11 protein-coding genes and 1 pseudogene are annotated in these 15043 nt (G+C 74.3%); 6 read left to right on the top strand and 6 right to left on the bottom strand.

Translation table 11 applies throughout. From position 1 onward, the window contains the following. Positions 1 to 36 precede the first annotated feature (36 nt). On the top strand, positions 37 to 3108 hold the full coding sequence (locus tag SM577_RS16140) for a DEAD/DEAH box helicase (RefSeq protein WP_474587229.1): 3072 nt from the start codon (positions 37 to 39) through the stop codon (positions 3106 to 3108). 14 nt (positions 3109 to 3122) lie between these two features. Here the strand turns inward: SM577_RS16140 and SM577_RS16135 are convergent, their stop codons facing one another. Beyond that, complete coding sequence (locus SM577_RS16135; RefSeq protein ID WP_109901295.1) at positions 3123 to 3422, bottom strand: helix-turn-helix domain-containing protein; 300 nt, start codon at positions 3420 to 3422, stop codon at positions 3123 to 3125. A gap of 62 nt (positions 3423 to 3484) precedes the next feature. Beyond that, positions 3485 to 4687, bottom strand: a complete 1203-nt coding sequence (locus SM577_RS16130) for an aminoglycoside phosphotransferase family protein (RefSeq protein WP_474587228.1) — start codon at positions 4685 to 4687, stop codon at positions 3485 to 3487. Between the two features lie 178 nt (positions 4688 to 4865). Here SM577_RS16130 and SM577_RS16125 point away from each other — a divergent pair. Together SM577_RS16125 and SM577_RS16120 are read left to right on the top strand one after the other, a co-directional pair. Beyond that, positions 4866 to 5090, top strand: a pseudogene (locus SM577_RS16125) (AfsR/SARP family transcriptional regulator); the annotation flags it as partial. 276 nt (positions 5091 to 5366) lie between these two features. Next, complete coding sequence (locus tag SM577_RS16120) at positions 5367 to 7943, top strand: ATP-binding protein (protein ID WP_474587256.1); 2577 nt, start codon at positions 5367 to 5369, stop codon at positions 7941 to 7943. Positions 7944 to 8101: 158 nt separating this feature from the next. Here SM577_RS16120 and SM577_RS16115 read toward each other — a convergent pair whose 3' ends face one another. Further along, positions 8102 to 9445, bottom strand: coding sequence for a phospholipase D-like domain-containing protein (locus SM577_RS16115; RefSeq protein ID WP_474587227.1), 1344 nt, complete (start codon positions 9443 to 9445; stop codon positions 8102 to 8104). 608 nt (positions 9446 to 10053) lie between these two features. Then, positions 10054 to 11289 carry a multidrug effflux MFS transporter gene (locus tag SM577_RS16110; RefSeq protein ID WP_474587226.1) on the bottom strand — a complete coding sequence of 412 codons (1236 nt, stop codon included), beginning with the start codon at positions 11287 to 11289 and terminating at the stop codon, positions 10054 to 10056. Between the two features lie 91 nt (positions 11290 to 11380). On the opposite strand from SM577_RS16110, the gene SM577_RS16105 reads away from it, so the two are divergent. Beyond that, complete coding sequence (locus SM577_RS16105) at positions 11381 to 11812, top strand: MarR family winged helix-turn-helix transcriptional regulator (RefSeq protein ID WP_302918722.1); 432 nt, start codon at positions 11381 to 11383, stop codon at positions 11810 to 11812. Positions 11813 to 11876: 64 nt separating this feature from the next. On the opposite strand, the gene SM577_RS16100 is transcribed toward SM577_RS16105, so the two are convergent. Then, positions 11877 to 12701, bottom strand: a complete 825-nt coding sequence (locus SM577_RS16100; RefSeq protein WP_302918026.1) for an LLM class flavin-dependent oxidoreductase — start codon at positions 12699 to 12701, stop codon at positions 11877 to 11879. A 179-nt stretch (positions 12702 to 12880) separates the two neighbouring features. Between SM577_RS16100 and SM577_RS16095 the strand changes: the two genes are divergently transcribed. Beyond that, a complete protein-coding gene (locus SM577_RS16095; protein ID WP_302918027.1) occupies positions 12881 to 13249 on the top strand; it encodes a VOC family protein in 369 nt (122 codons plus the stop codon). A gap of 19 nt (positions 13250 to 13268) precedes the next feature. Next, positions 13269 to 13700: a VOC family protein gene (locus SM577_RS16090; protein ID WP_474587225.1), complete on the top strand. Its 432-nt coding sequence runs from the start codon at positions 13269 to 13271 to the stop codon at positions 13698 to 13700. An 8-nt stretch (positions 13701 to 13708) separates the two neighbouring features. Here the strand turns inward: SM577_RS16090 and SM577_RS16085 are convergent, their stop codons facing one another. Then, positions 13709 to 14953: a hypothetical protein gene (locus tag SM577_RS16085; protein WP_302918029.1), complete on the bottom strand. Its 1245-nt coding sequence runs from the start codon at positions 14951 to 14953 to the stop codon at positions 13709 to 13711. Positions 14954 to 15043: the final 90 nt, after the last annotated feature.

The following is a 15043-nucleotide window of genomic DNA, read 5'->3' as shown; positions in this document are numbered from 1 at the left end:
CTAACACTGCGACTGGGGGGCAGCTACCTTGCCAGGGTGACGGATCTTGGGCGGGGCATCTATGAGCACCTGATCACGCACGAGCTGGCCAGCCGCCTACACCATGTCGACCCCGCCCTGATCCAGCGCGACAAGCTCGACCCCGCTGACGCACCAGACCTCCTTGTCCGTCACATCGCCACCCTGGCTCACCGTGCCCTGCGCGCCGTTTCAGGTGGGGACGACAAGCTCACCCGCCAGGTCGACCTCGCCAACCGCATCGCCGACGCCATCGCAAACCTCAGCCCACACGCGTCGACCGAACAGGACCAGGTGAGCGACGCGAGGCACCTCCTGCACGCCATCGCCGCCCCGCCAGCCCCACCCGCGCAGCCCGTCTTCCCGCAGCGCCCGACCACCCCACTCTCCACCGGCGCCCTGCTGGTCAACGGCCGCCACCAGCCGCGGATCGGCCACGAGGTCACCCACGAGATGGCCTCCACCGACTCCGTCGACCTGCTCTGCGCCTTCATCAAGTGGTACGGCCTACGCATCGTCGAGCCGGCCATCCGCGACCTGATCGCCCGCGGCGGCCGGATCCGCGTCATCACCACCACCTACCTCGGCGCCACCGACCAACGAGCCCTCGACCGCCTGGCCGAGCTGGGCGCCGAGATCAAGGTGTCCTACGAGACCAGGACCACCCGGCTACACGCCAAGGCGTGGCTGTTCCGCCGCCACAACGGCACCAGCACCGCGTACGTCGGCTCGTCCAACCTGTCGAAGACCGCGCTGGTCGACGGCGTGGAGTGGAACGTGCGCATCTCCAACCTGGAGCAGCCGCACGTCATCGACACCTTCACCGCCACCTTCGAGGACTACTGGAACGATCCGGCCTTCGAGGAGTACGACCCGGCCAAGGACGCGCAGCGGCTCCGGGCGGCACTCAGCGGGGAGCGCCGCGACGAGGCGCCCACCGAGATCGCCAACCTGGACGTGCGGCCGTACCCGTACCAGGCGGAGATCCTGGCCGACCTGGAGGCGGAGCGGCAGGTGCACGGGCGCTGGCGCAACCTCGTCGTGATGGCCACCGGCACCGGCAAGACGATTGTCGCCGCGCTCGACTATCGCCGGCTGCGCAAGGCGGGAGCTGTCGACTCGCTGCTTTTCGTCGCCCATCAGGAGCAGATCCTGCGGCAGAGCCTGTCGACGTTCCGCCAGGTCGTAGGCGACGGCAGCTTCGGCGAGACGCTCGTCGGGGGAAAGGAGCCGCAGCACTGGCGGCACGTCTTTGCCTCCATCCAGTCGCTGCACCGCCGGGAGATCAACCCCGAGGCGTACGACATGGTCATCGTCGACGAGTTCCATCACGCGGAGGCGCCGACGTACGCCCGGTTGTTGGAGCGGCTGCGGCCGCGCGTACTGCTGGGGCTGACCGCGACCCCCGACCGGGCCGATGGCGGCGACGTGCGTCGGTGGTTCGACGGCCGCGCGGCGGTGGAGCTGCACTTGTGGGAGGCGTTGGAGCGGCAGTTGCTGGCGCCGTTCCAGTACTTCGGGCTGCACGACGACGTGGACCTGTCGCAGCTGCGCTGGAAGCGCGGGCAGGGGTACGACCCGACCGAGTTGGACGGGGTCTACACCGGCAACCATGCCCGGGCGCGGGCGGTGCTGCGGGCGGTGCGGGACACGGTCGACGCGGGGCGGATGCGGGCGCTGGGGTTCTGCGTGAGCATCGGGCACGCCGAGTTCATGGCCGACTGGTTCACCCAGCACGGCGTGCCGTCGGCTGCCGTGACCTCGAAGGTCGACCGCCCGGCGCAGCACGCCCTGCTGCGGGACTTCAAGGCCGGCAAGCTGCGCGTGCTCTTCACGGTGGACCTGTTCAACGAGGGCGTCGACCTGCCGATGGTCGACACGATCCTGATGTTGCGGCCCACCGAGAGCGCGACGATCTTCCTCCAGCAGCTCGGCCGCGGGCTCCGGCTCGACGACGACAAGCCCTGCCTGACGGTCCTCGACTTCATCGGCGCGCAGCACGCCAACTTCCGCTTCGACCTGCGCTGGCGGGCGCTGACCGGGGTCAGCCGGCGGGCCGTGTACGAGGCGGTCGAGCAGGACTTCCCCACCTTGCCGAGCGGGTGCCACATCGAGCTGGACCGGGTGGCGAAGGAGATCGTGCTTCGCAACCTGAAGTCCGCGCTGCCCACGTCGAAGACCGGCCTGATGGCGGAGCTGCGGCAGCTCGGCGAGGTGAGCCTGACCGAGTTCCTACGGGAGAGCGGCTTGGAGGTCGAGGACGTGTACCGGTCGGCGAGCGTCGGCGGCTGGACTGGGCTACGCCGGCTAGCCGGGCTGGAAACGTCGGAGCCGGGGCCGGACGACCGGGAACTGGGGCGGGCCATCGGGCGGATGCTGCACATCGACGACCCGGATCGGCTCGACCTGCTGGCCCGGGTGGCGGCCGGCGAGCGGCCGGATGCCGGGCTGCTGTGGGACATGCTGCACTTCGACCTGTGGGGGCCGAACGCGCCGCTCGCCGAGCGCGACGAGCGGTTGGCGCGGCTCTGGGCCGAGCCGGCGCGCTGCGCGGAGCTGCGCCAGGTGACCGACGTGCTCCGCGACCGGATCCACCGGGTGACCCCTCAAGCCGAGGGCGGGCTGCCGTTGCGGGTGCACGCCCGCTACAGCCGCAACGAGGCGTGCGCGGCCTTCGGGATGCCGAACCCGGGGTCGCTGCGCGAAGGCGTGAAGTGGCTACCGGACGCCCAGGCCGACCTCTTCTTCGTCACCCTGGTCAAGTCGGAGGAGCACTACTCCCCCACCACCATGTACGCCGACCGGGCCATCACCGACGAGTTGTTCCAGTGGGAGTCCCAGAGCACCACCTCGGCGGCCTCGGCCACCGGTCAGCGCTACATCCACCACGAGAAGCGCGGCTCAACCGTGCACCTGTTCGTACGGGAGACGAAGCTGCCCGACCGGGACCTCGGCGCTCCCGCCTACCTTTATGCCGGCACGATGACCTACCGCGAGCACACCGGGGACCGGCCCATGCGGATCATCTGGCAACTGCGCCACCCGCTCCCCGCCGACATGTACGCCGCGGCCCGCGCCATCGCCGCTTGAGTGGACCAGCCGATTCAGGCCGCGTCCGCTCTTGGCGCGAACCTGACTTCCAACTTCATGGTGAGGGCTCGCGCGAGGCGCTCCAGCACCGGCAGCGTCGGCACCGTTCCACCGGCCTCGAAGCGGGCCACCGCGGATTGCGTCATGCCGGCAGCTTGGGCTAGCTGACTCTGGCTCCAGCCGTTGTTCTCCCGCAGATGACGCACCTGCTGACCCAGCTCGAAGGCGATACGGGTGGCCTCATACGCTTCGGCTGCCCCTGGCTCGGCCAACCGGCGGTCGCGTAGGTCATTCCAGTCGACGCGATCGCTCATCGCTCTACCCCCTCGTGCACCGTGTGTCGTTCCGCCACGCATCGCTCATCGGGGTGCAGTCGTCACCCGGAGGCCGCGTCGAAACCAGCCACCGTTGACGCCTGCTCGGCCGCCTGCTTCAGGCAGGTGTCGACGTCCGTCGCGTGGTAAACCCGCTCGCTCGCCTCGATCCCGGCCAGGAACAGCGCGTACACCGCCGCCAGCCGCAGCGCCGCCACCGGCCGCAACAGCTCCACGGCCCGCTCCGGCGCACACCCCGGCACATCGGCCCGCCACCGCGCGCACCACTCGGAGAGAACCGAAGCCGCGGCGGCCTCGGGAAGCCCTTCGGACAACCGCAGCACGTCGAACGCCGGGTGCCCGACGAACGCGTCCCCCCAGTCGATCACCACCCGCTGGTCGCCGCACACCCGAACGTTGCCCGGGTGCAGGTCCCCGTGCACCAGCGTCTCCGGCAGCCCGCACCGCCGCACCTCGTCCAGTCGCCCCTCCAAGCCGGCCAGCAGGGAATCCACCGACGAGGTGTCGTGACCGGCAAGGTGACCACGGATCCAGGCAGCCAGGCCGGTCCCGCGCAGATCCGGCACCCCCGCCGCCACCAGCTCCGCCACGTCCGGCACCGACCGCACCTGCACCTGGTGGTAGTCGGCGGCCATCGCCAGCCGCTCCTCGATCGGCGCCCCGTACCGGTCCTCGCCGGGCACGTGTTCCAGCAGCATCCGCCCGTCGCCGTCGTCGGCGAGCAGCGTCGAGGTGCGTCCCGGCACGGCCCGGCCGAGCCAGCGCAGTACCGCTGCCTCGTGCCGGAAGAACACCGGCACCTGCTTCAGCCACGCCGTCCCGCCCGCGCCGTCGAGCCGCCAGATCGCCGACAGGTTCCAGGTGCGCTGCTGGGTGACGGTCCGCACCGGCCGGCCGAGCCGTCGCAGTTGCGCCGTCGCCCACGCCAGGCTGCGGGCCGGGCCGCCGGGCTCGGCGTAGGCGGCGCGCAGCGGGTCCGCCGTCAGCTCCACCGCCGCCGGCCGCAGCGGCGTGGTCGGCGGGTCACTCACCTGTCCGAGGTACGTCACCGCGCCGCCGATGGTGCCGGTGTCGTCCCCGCCGAGCAGGCGGAGCACCTGCACGTCGACCGCGTAGCGCTCACGGGCCGCCTCGACGACCGGGGCGATGTCCTGCCACCAGGGCGTGGGCACGTCGAACGGCGGCAGGGCGCCCAGCGGCGCGCCGGCGGCGTCGAGCAGGACGAGGGTCACGGTGCGGCTCACGCCGGGACGCTACCGCCGGGCCACCGCCGCCGCGAGCGCATAATCCGCCACCAGCCGCCCGCGCGTTACGCGTCGCCGGCTCACCGACCGGCATCCGGGACACCCGTCGCGGTGTACGCATCGTCACCCGACGGGCCACTACGGTAGTCGATACGCCACAAGGGAGGGTGGGTCCTGGGTGTTGCGGATCAGCGTGCTCGGCCCGGTGCAGGTGACGCACGGCGGCCGGCCCGTCCGGCTGGGGCCGAAGCTGGTGGAACTGCTGGCGATCCTCCTGGTCGAGGCGGGCTCGGCGGTACCGGCGTCCCGGGTCGTCCAGCTGCTGTGGGACGCGGCGCCGCCGGCCGGCGCCCGGGCCACGCTCCGCAGCCACATCTCCCACCTCCGCCGAGCCCTCGAAGCGAACCCCGCCGAGCACCACCCGCCGCAAGCGAAACGGGATCCGCACCCCGCGCTAAGAGCGGAGAGCGGCGAGCACCACCCGCCGAAAGCGAAACCCGGCGAGCCCTCCGCCCAGGAAACGGCGCTCGACGAACCCTCCGAGCCGAGAGCGGCACTCCGCGAGCCCTCCGCGCCGGAAGCGGCGCTCGGCGAGCGATCTGCGCGGAAGGCGGACCGTGGTCCGCGCCTGACAGAAGCGGACCGGAGGGCGCGCCGCGCGTTGAAGACCGGATCTGGCGTGGCACCTGCGTCGGGTCCGGCAGCGGGTACGCCGATCATCAGGACCGTCGGCTCCGGGGCAGGCTCCGCCTACTGCCTCGACCTTCCACCCGACACGCTCGACGCGGACCGCTTCGAGCGCTGGTCCGCGGACGGCCGTCGGCTGGTCACCGCCGGCGAGCCCGCGCTGGTCGAGCGCGGGGTGGCGCTGCTGCACGACGCGCTGGCGTTGTGGCGTGGTCCGGCCTTCGCCGACCTGGCCGACCGCCCGTTCGTCCGGCCACGGGCCGCGCGGCTGGAGGCGGGACGCCGGGCGGCCCGGCGCGGCTACGCCGAAGGGCTGGCCGCGCTGGCCCGGCACGCCGAGGCGGTCGCCCAACTCTCCACCGCCCTCGCCGACGACCCCTACGACGAGGCGGTACGACGGCTGCTCGCGCTGTCGCTCTACGCCGAGCAGCGGGTGGACGAGGCGGCCGAGGTGTGCCGGGAGGGCGTCGTCCTGCTCGGCGAACGCGGGCTGGACGCCCCGGAACTCCAGGAACTCCAGCGGGACATCCTCCGCCGGCTCGTACCGTCGCCACGCGAGGCCGCCGACTCGGTGAAGCTGGCGCGGCCCTGCCTGCTGCCGCCCGATCCGCCGCAGTTCGTGGGCCGCGCCGAGGATCTCGCCGCCGCCCGCCGGCTGCTGCTCTCCCCCGCCGACGGCTCCCCCACCGTGCTGGTCAGCGGCTTGGCCGGGGTCGGCAAGACGCTCTTCGCGGTACGCCTGGCCCACGCGCTGCGCGGCGACTTCCCGGACGGCCAGTTGTACGTGGACATGCGCGGCTACGACCCGGACGGCACCCCGCTCGGCGCGGGTACGGCGGTGCGCGGCTTCCTGGACGCGCTGGCCGTGCCGCCCGACCGGGTGCCGGGGACCCTGGAGGCGCAGACCGGGCTCTACCGGAGCCTGCTCGCCGACCGGCGGGTGCTGGTGGTGGTGGACAACGTCCGCGACGCCGACCAGGTCCGCCCGCTGCTGCCGGGCGCGGCGGGCTGCGCCACGGTGGTGGTCAGCCGCAACCAGCTGCCCGGCCTGGTGGTCGCCGAGGGCGCCCGGCCGCTGCGGCTCGACCTGCTCACCGACGGCGAGTCGCGGGAGCTGGTCGGCCGCCGGCTGGGGGCCGCCCGGCTGGCCGGCGAACCGGACGCGGTCCGGCAGATCGTCCACGCGTGCGGGCGACTGCCGCTGGCGCTGGCCATCGTGGCGGCCCGGGCGGCGAGCCATCCCGAGTTCACCCTCGACGCGCTCGCCCGGGAGCTGCGCGGCGGCGGTGGCGGGCTCGACGCGTTCGCGGTTGGCGGCGCCGACGTCCGGGCGGTCTTCTCCTGGTCGTACCACGGGCTGACGCCGCCGGCGGCGGGGTTGTTCCGGCTGCTGGCGGCCCACCCGGGCCCGGAGGTCACGGTCGCGGCGGCGGCGAGCCTCGCCGCCGCGCCCCCCGAGGAGGTACGCGCCGCGGTGCGCGAGCTGGCGGCGGCGCATCTGCTCGTCGAGCACCTGCCCGGCCGGTACGCGCTGCACGACCTGCTGCGCGCGTACGCCGGTGAGTTGGCGGACGACGGCGGGCGACGGGCGGCGCTGCGCCGGGTGCTCGACCACTACCTGCACACCGCGCTCGCCGCGGACCGGCTGCTCTGGCCGCACCGGGACCCGCTGGCGCCCGCCGCGACCGCGCCCGGGGTGCGGCCGGAGGTGTTCGCGGACCGCGACGCCGCACTGGCCTGGTTCACCGCCGAGCACCCGGTGCTGCTCGCCGCGCTGGACCGGGCCGAGCGGGCCGGCCTGGACGGGCACGTGTGGCGGCTGGCCTGGGCCGCGGCGAACTTCCTCGCCCGGCGTGGGCACTGGCGGGACTGGGTGCGGGTGGGGCAGGCGGCGGTGGCCGCGGCGCGCCGGCAGGACGACCGGGCGGCCGAGGCCGAGGCGCACCGGATCCTGGGCGGCGCGCATGTGCGGCTGCGCGACTTCGCCGCCGCGCGGGAGCACTACGGGTGGGCGCTGGAGCTGTTCGGCGGGCTGGGTGACCTGGTCGGGCAGGGGTTCACCCGGCGCAGCCTGGGCTGGTTGTGCGAGCAGCAGGGTGACGTCCGTGCGGCGCTGGGGCACGACCTGGCGGCGCTGGAGCTGTTCGAGCGCGCCGGGCACGAGCGCGGGGTGGCCAACACACACAACTCGGTGGGCTGGTGCCACGCGCTGCTGGGTGACCACGCGGCGGCGGTCGCGCACTGCCGCCGCTCGCTGGCGCTGCTGGAGCGGCTCGGCGACCCGGTGGGCATGGCCGGCGCCTGGGACAGCCTCGGGTACGCCTACCGGCAGGTCGACCCGGGCGAGGCGCTGGCCTGCTACCGGCAGGCGCTGGGGCTCTACCGGCAGCTCGGCGACCGGATGAACGAGGCGGTCACCCTGCGCCAGTTGGGCGAGACCCAGCACGCCGGCGGGGACAGCGCCGCCGCCCGGGAGTCCTGGCGGCAGGCGCTGGACATCCTCACCGACCTCGACCATCCGGACGCCGACCGGGTCCGCGCCCTGCTGGCCGGTGCGACCGCAGCCTGAGCACCGGACCGAGCGGATCGGGCTCGCTGCCGGCCCGGGCGACCACGGCCTGAGCACCGGACCGAATGGGTCGACTCGCCTCGCTACGGCCGGGCGACCACCTGCTGAGCGCCCGGAGGGCCGGCCGCAGCCGGGCCGGCCCTCCGGTAGCGGACTACTCAGCCGGCGTCCTCGGCCGAGGCGGTGCCGGTGGTGCCGGCCGGCGGTGTCCACCGCAGGCAGGTGCTGTGGTGCTGCTCGAAGCGCTGCTGGAACGGCGCGGCGAGCGGGTGGTTGCGCAGCGCCAGGATGTTCTCGTCGTTCTGCCGCAGCGCCCGGTAGGTGAGGTTGTGGCTGCCGGTGTAGAGGGTCGACTGGCTGCCCCGACGGATGATCATGAACTTCTCGTGCATCGGGACGCCCCCGGCCGCGGTGTAGCCGCACAGGTGCACCGGCATCGCGCGGGCCAGGTCGACCAGGGCCTTCATCGGGGCGCCCGCGTCGTGCGGCCGGCCGGATTTGGCGCCGGTGACGATCCGCACCTGGCAACCGCGGTTGCGCGCCGCCTTCAGCTCCCGTACCACGGCGCTTCGCTGGATGCGGAAGTTGGCCAGGTCGATGCGCGTCCCGCCGGAGCAGTCGGTGGAGCGCAGCAGGCTGGCGATCGGGTCGTTGCTCGCGCTGCCCGGCGTACGCCCGGCGGCCTCGCGGCGCGGGAAGGTGTAGAGCCGGTGCGCGCCGACGGTGGTCGTCCGGCCGTAGTTCGGGTTGTTCCGCCCGGAGGCGCCGTAGCTCATCAGGTCGTTGAAGTAGCTCAGGTAGGCGTTGTACAGGCCGGCGTGGCTGATGGTGATGGCGTTCTCGTACGCCCGGTAGTGGTCGAGGTTCGCCGAGGAGACGTAGAGGACGTTGCTCGCCGTGCCGCCGCCGGCCAGTTGCACCCGGGAGATGGTCATGAACTTGTCGTGCAGCAGCGGCGGGTTGTGCAGCGGCGACGCCCCGGTCCGGCGGGTGACGCAGCCGCGGGTGGACTGCCCGTCGGATCGCCGCTGCCCGCAGGCGACCACCCGGGCGGTCGGGATCGCCTTCAGCGCGTTGTAGTGGGCGCTGCCGACCTGGCTGCCGTTGATGACGATCCGCACCCGTACGCCCCGGGCGGCCGCCGAGCGCAGCGCGTCGACGATCTCCTGGCGGTTGAAGAAGTAGAGGGTGAGCGAGAGCGTCGCCCCGGGCGCGGCGGCGTTGATCAGCCGGGTGACGTGCGCGGCGACTCCGGCGTGCATGTCGCTCTCGGTCTTCTGGTTGAACCAGGCGTAGTTGCGTACCTCCGACGCGGCGATCGGCACCGCCGCCGCGGCGGCGGCCGGCGTCTCCGCGGCGGGTTCGGCCGCGCTGGCCGGGGTGATCGGCAGGGACAGCGCCGTCGTCGCGACCAGCGCCAGGGCGAGGCCGCGCCGGCCCATTCGTCGGGTCGCCCGGCGCACACCTCCCCGATCGGGGTTCACCAGCGGTTCGATCTGCATTCCGATGCCTCTCCGTTGGCCAGCGGCTGGCCCCCGTCGGTGCCGGCGCCCCGAAGGTCGGCACGAGCTGTTCGGCCCCACGATCCAGCCGCTGGTCGATGGCCGGGACCGGTGCGTTGCGGTGCACCCGTCCCGGATTGATGTCGACGAGGCGAGGTGGGGCGCCGGCAGGCCGCCAGGTCCGCGAGGGCTTCGTGCGCTCTGGGTGCAGTTGTTGTCGCTGGGACGACAACAACTGCACCCGAACGCCCCGGTGGCCCACTCCCCTCGTCTGCCGGGAGGGTCGCGCCGCAGCTGGGGTTGCGACGCGCCCCTTCCGGATCGACATCCACGATTGCAGCGCCGCGTGGAAGCACCGTGGAAACAGCGTGCAAACAGCGTGGCGGGCTGCGGCCGCGGTGCCAGCGCTGCTCGCGAGCGTTCGTGTGGTCGCGGCTGAATCGGTTGGCAGCCTCCCGGAGGGTAACCGCGGTCACGGACGGCGGCGGCAGGCGGCGGTCGCCGATCGCTGCGGGCAGGGCACCGATATAAGGGTTATCCGCCCTCTTGGGATAACACTTATCAGCCCTTGCGGCCGGTCCCGTCGGAAAGTTCTCCTGCGACGGTCGTCAGCGTCGGGAGCGCGAGCGGGCCAGGGTGAGGACGGTGGTGAGGGAGGCGACCGCCGCGCCGGCGATCACCACGGCCATCGGCAGCGCGCTGCCCTCGCCACCCAGCCCGACCAGCGGCGCGGCCAGCGCCCCGACCACCGACTGGATCGCGCCGAGCAGCGCGGCGGCCGTGCCGGCGTGGGCGGCGTGCCGGTCCAGGGCGAGCGCGGTGCCGTTCGGCGTGACCATGCCGAGCGACCCGACGAAGGCGAACAGCGCCACCGCCACCAGCGGCAGGCTGTCCAGCAGCGCGCCGGCGAGCACCGCGGCGGCGGCCAGCACGCTCACGCCCAGCGCGCGCATCAGCAGCGGGCGGAGTTCGAAGCGGTCGAGCAGCCGGGCGTTGAGCTGGCCGACCGCGACCAGGGCGAGCGCGTTCAGGCCGAAGATCGCGCTGAACCCGGCGGCGGAGACGCCGAAGACGTCCTGGAAGACGAAGGACGACCCGGAGATGTAGGCGAACAGCCCGGCGAAGGCGAGTCCCTGGGTCAGCGCGTACCCGAGGAAGATCCGGTCGGTGAAGAGGGCGCGGCCGGCGGCGGCCGTGGCGGCAAGACCGCCGGTGCTGCGCCGCGCGGCGGGCAGCGTCTCGGGCAGCCGCCAGGCGACGGCGGCGGCGAGCAGCGCGCCGATCACCGCGAGCGCGACGAAGACCGTACGCCAGTCGCCGAAGCGCAGCACCAGGCTGCCGAAGGCGGGGGCGGCCATCGGGGCGATGCCGAAGATCAGGGTGAGCCGGGAGAAGTACTTCGCGGCGTCCCGGCCGGCGTAGAGGTCCCGGACGACGGCGCGGGCGACCACCACCCCCATCCCACCGGCGAAGCCCTGCGCGAACCGCGTCGCGGCCAGGATCTCCGCGGTCGGCGCGGCCGCGCAGGCCAGCGAGAGCAGGGCGTACGCGCCGACGCCGGCGAGCACCGGGCGGCGGCGCCCCCAGCGGTCGCTGAGCGGGCCGGTGACCAGTTGGCCGAGGGCCATGCCGACCAGGCAGGTGGTCAGCGAGAGCTGGATCCGGGCCTGGTTGGCGGCCAGGTCGCGGGTCATCTCGGGGAACGCCGGCAGGTAGGTGTCCAGGGAGAGCGGCCCGAACGCGGTGAGCGTGCCGAGCAGCACCACCAGCACGGCGGCGGCCCGGCCGGTCGGCGCGGCGACGCGCTCGTCCGGGCGTACGGGCGGCGCGGTGGTCTGCGACATGACTGTCCTCTCCCCGGTGGCTCAGCCCGGCTACGATAGCTCTGATTCCAGAGCTATCGCAGCGTGGAGAGGGCGGACTGTGACCGACGAGATGGTCGATCGCCTCGGCGGGGCCGTCGGCGAGCTGCACCGGGCGCTGCGCCGGCGGGCCATCCAGCGGGCCGGTCGGGTGGCCCTGCCGGACGCCCAGGTGGAGGTGCTCCGGCTGGTGCAGCGCCAACCCGGGGTCAGCGTCCGGGAGGCCGCCGAGCGGCTGGGCACCGCGCCGAACACGGTCAGCACGCTGGTCGGCGAGCTGACCGGGGCCGGCCTGCTGCACCGGGAACGGGACCCGGCCGACCGGCGCAGCGTCCGGCTGGAGCTGACCGACGCGGCCCGGGAGCGGATCGCCGCGTACGGGCGGCACCGGCGGGAGCTGCTCGCCGCCGCACTGTCCGAGCTGGACGAGGCGGACCGGGCGGCGGTGCTCGCCGCCGTACCGGCGCTGGACCGGCTCGCCGACCGGATGGCCGGCCAGCACTGAGCCGGCGGCGGGCGTCCGTCGGCCGCCCGGGACCGGGCCGGCGTCCGTCGGCAGCGGTCGCGGGTCAGCGGGGCGGGCCGGCCAGGATGCGTTCCCGGGCGGCGTCCACGCCGCCGCGCCACCACCCCATCGCCTCGACCCACCAGGTCAGCCCGGCGTCGACGTACGGCGCGACGACCCGTTCGGCGTTCTGCGGCGTGGTCCAGCCTTCGAGGACGACGTCGAACCCGTCCAGCGATCCCCGCTCGGCGGCGACGAACCGTACCGCGTCGGCGAAGTCCTCAACCGGCACCGGGACGTCCCGGCCGGCGTCGCGGAAGGTCGCCATGAACCCGTCCCACCGTGCTGAGCGGCGGAAGCCGGGACGGTTGGGCCAGCGGCCGGCGCACCAGACGGGGATGCGGGGGCGCTGCACCGGGGTCGGCAGCATCCGCACCCGCTCGCCCGACGGCAGCGGCACCTCCTGACCCGACCAGAGCGCCGCGAGCTGCTCCAGTGACTCGTCGAGCCGCCTGCCGCGGCCCCGCAGGTCGGGATCCTCGCCGAAGGCCGCGTACTCGAGGTCCATCGACCCGATGCCGGCCCCGAAGACGAGCCGGCCGGCGGAGAGCGTGTCCAGCGTGGCGGTCTCCCGCGCCACGATCTGCACCCGCCGCCGGGGCAGCGCGGTCACCAGCACCCCGAGCCTGATCCGGGTCGTGCGGGCGGCGATCGCGGACGTCACCACGACCGGGTTCACCACCGGCCAGTCCGGCTCGTGGTAGAGCACGTGGTCCCAGAGGAAGACGCCGTCCCAGCCCCGCTCCTCGGCCGCGACGGCCAGCTCGACCAGGGTCGCGGCGTCGGCGAAGGGCCCGACGTTGGGTAGACCGACAGCGAAGCGGGGCATCGCCCCACCCTAGTCAGCGGTCGCCGGCCGTGGGGGCCTCCGCGGACGGGTCGCTCGACGGTTCGGAAGCCTGGCGGCGGCACGAACCGGACCCCGCCCGCTGTGGACGGTGCGGTGACCTGGTCCGTGTCGCACCCCGGCGCTAGCGTGCCAGCGACGCCGGCTGCGAAGGAGCTGTGATGATCGACCATCTGTCCGTCCAGGTCCGCGACGTGGCCGCCAGCGCGGCCTTCTACGACGCGGTGCTCGCCCCGCTGGGTGGCCGGCGGCTGCTGGAGTTCCCCAACGTCATCGGCTACGGCGTCGAGCGGCCCGAGTTCTGGCTCGGCCCGACGACCACCGCCGGCGCCGCCCGGGAGGTGCACCTGGCGTTCACCGCGCCCGACCGCGCCACCGTGCGGGCGTTCCACGACGCCGCCGTCGCGGCCGGCGCCGAGGTGCTGCACGCGCCCCGGGTGTGGCCGGAATACCACCCCACCTACTACGGCGCGTTCGTCCGCGATCCGGACGGCAACAACGTCGAGGCGGTCTGCCACGCGGCGCAGTGATCCCGGTTAGGTTGGCGGCATGGAGCAGCGGATCAGCCTGGTCACCCTCGGGGTCGCCGACGTGGCCCGGGCCCGGGCCTTCTACGAGCGGCTCGGCTGGCGCGGCCAGGAGGTCGAGGAGACGGTCTTCTTCCAGGCCGGCGGGCTGGCGCTGGTGCTGTGGGGCCGGGCGAAGCTGGCCGACGACGCGGGCGTCGACGACCCGGGCGGCGGCGGGTTCGGCGGGATGACGCTGGCGCAGAACGTCCGCTCCCGCGCCGAGGTCGACGACCTGATCGCCGCGGCGGCGGCCGCCGGTGCCGAGGTGACCCGCCCGGCCCGGGAGACCTTCTACGGTGGCTACGCCGGCTGCTTCGCCGACCCGGACGGCCACGTCTGGGAGATCGCCTGGAATCCCGGCTTCCCGCTCGGCACGGACGGCACCATCACCGTCCCCGACTTCGGCGCCTGACCCACGGGTCAGGATCTGGGCGACGGGCAGAGCAGCGGATCCAGCAGCGGCAGTTGGAGCGGGTCCAGGCAGAGCGTGAGCAGCGAGCCGGGATCCGACGACGCCGGGGCGGTGGTCGGCGGCGTGCTCGGGCGCGTGGTCGGGGCCACCGGCGGGGCGGTGGTCGGGGCGGGCGCGCTCGTCGGCGGCGGCGCGACCGTGGGCGGCGCCGGGGCGGGCGCGGCGATCGCCGGCGGGACGGACGGCCGCCGGCTCGCCGGGGCCGTGGGCCGGGTCGACCGGTGCCGTCCGGCGCCGCCGGTGGCCCGGGGCGCGGGCTCGCCGGTCACCGGCGCGGCCGCGCCGCCGTCCGCCGGCTCGCCGGGGATCGGCGGAGCGACGAGTTCGAGCGGCGTCGACGCCGCGTCCGCGGCGGCGGAGCCGCCCACCTGCGCCCGGTACGTCGGGCCGGGCTGCTCGGCGTCGAAGCCACCGGCGGTCAGCGTGCCGAACGCCAACGTGGCCAGGACGGTGGCGGCGGCCACCCGGCGGTCGGGACGCCGCGCGGTCAGCGGGGCGTGGGCCGGCTCGGCCACCGGCGGCGGCACCGGCCGCGCCCGCCGGTGGGCGTCGAGCAGGTCGTCGACCTCGGCGGCAAGGGTGGCACGCCGCCCGCCGGCGGTGGCGAAGGCCAGGGTGAGGTAGAAGCGGAAGTTCACCGCCGCGGTGGCCGGCACCAGCAGCCCGGCGAGCCGCCCGCCGTCGGTGCGGTGCAGCAGGGTGAGCGGGGCGTCCGGGTGGTGCGCCGGTCCCACCAGGTCCGGGTACGTCCACTCGCGCCGGTGCGCCCGCCCGGCGAAGGCGACCCGGTGGTTGGTCACCACCGCCATGCCGGCGTCGACCGACCGCACACCCCTGGGCAGAGCCCGGTCGGCGCCGTCGGGGCCGGTCGCGGCACCGGCCAGGCCGGGCGTGGGCAGGCCGGCGACGTGCCGGGCCTCGGCCTCGACCAGTTCGGCGGTGGGCAGCACCCGGTAGACGACCTCGTCGTCGGCGAGGTCCACCGGCAGGCCGGTACGCGGCTGGGTGCAGCCGAGGAAGCTGGCCGCCTCTATCTGGAGCCGCACCAGTTGGTCGTGCCGCCGGAGCCAGGCAGCGGTCTCGGCGTCGTACGCGCGCCGCCGCCGGTCGTTCTCGCGCTCCGACCAGGTGGTGCGCCAGCGGGCTTCCGCCGGCGCCGCGTCCCGGATGGTGGCCGGTGATGTCGCCGTCACGTCTGGTACAACCGCTCGTCCCGTCGACAGGACACGCATGACGATCGATATATCCGCGTTGTTCCGGAAAGGAGAGAATTGGCCCCCGGC

It is taken from the genome of Micromonospora desertarenae (assembly GCF_056150265.1).
This window is presented reverse-complemented; position numbering and strand designations above follow the sequence as displayed.

Excerpts from the sequence above, each read along its gene's own strand:
- SM577_RS16135 (WP_109901295.1), bottom strand. The coding sequence starts at position 3,422 with ATGAGCGATCGCGTCGACTGGAATGACCTACGCGACCGCCGGTTGGCC.
- SM577_RS16115 (WP_474587227.1), bottom strand. The coding sequence starts at position 9,445 with ATGCAGATCGAACCGCTGGTGAACCCCGATCGGGGAGGTGTGCGCCGG.
- SM577_RS16110 (WP_474587226.1), bottom strand. The coding sequence starts at position 11,289 with ATGTCGCAGACCACCGCGCCGCCCGTACGCCCGGACGAGCGCGTCGCC.
- SM577_RS16105 (WP_302918722.1), top strand. The coding sequence starts at position 11,381 with ATGGTCGATCGCCTCGGCGGGGCCGTCGGCGAGCTGCACCGGGCGCTG.
- SM577_RS16100 (WP_302918026.1), bottom strand. The coding sequence starts at position 12,701 with ATGCCCCGCTTCGCTGTCGGTCTACCCAACGTCGGGCCCTTCGCCGAC.
- SM577_RS16095 (WP_302918027.1), top strand. The coding sequence starts at position 12,881 with ATGATCGACCATCTGTCCGTCCAGGTCCGCGACGTGGCCGCCAGCGCG.
- SM577_RS16090 (WP_474587225.1), top strand. The coding sequence starts at position 13,269 with ATGGAGCAGCGGATCAGCCTGGTCACCCTCGGGGTCGCCGACGTGGCC.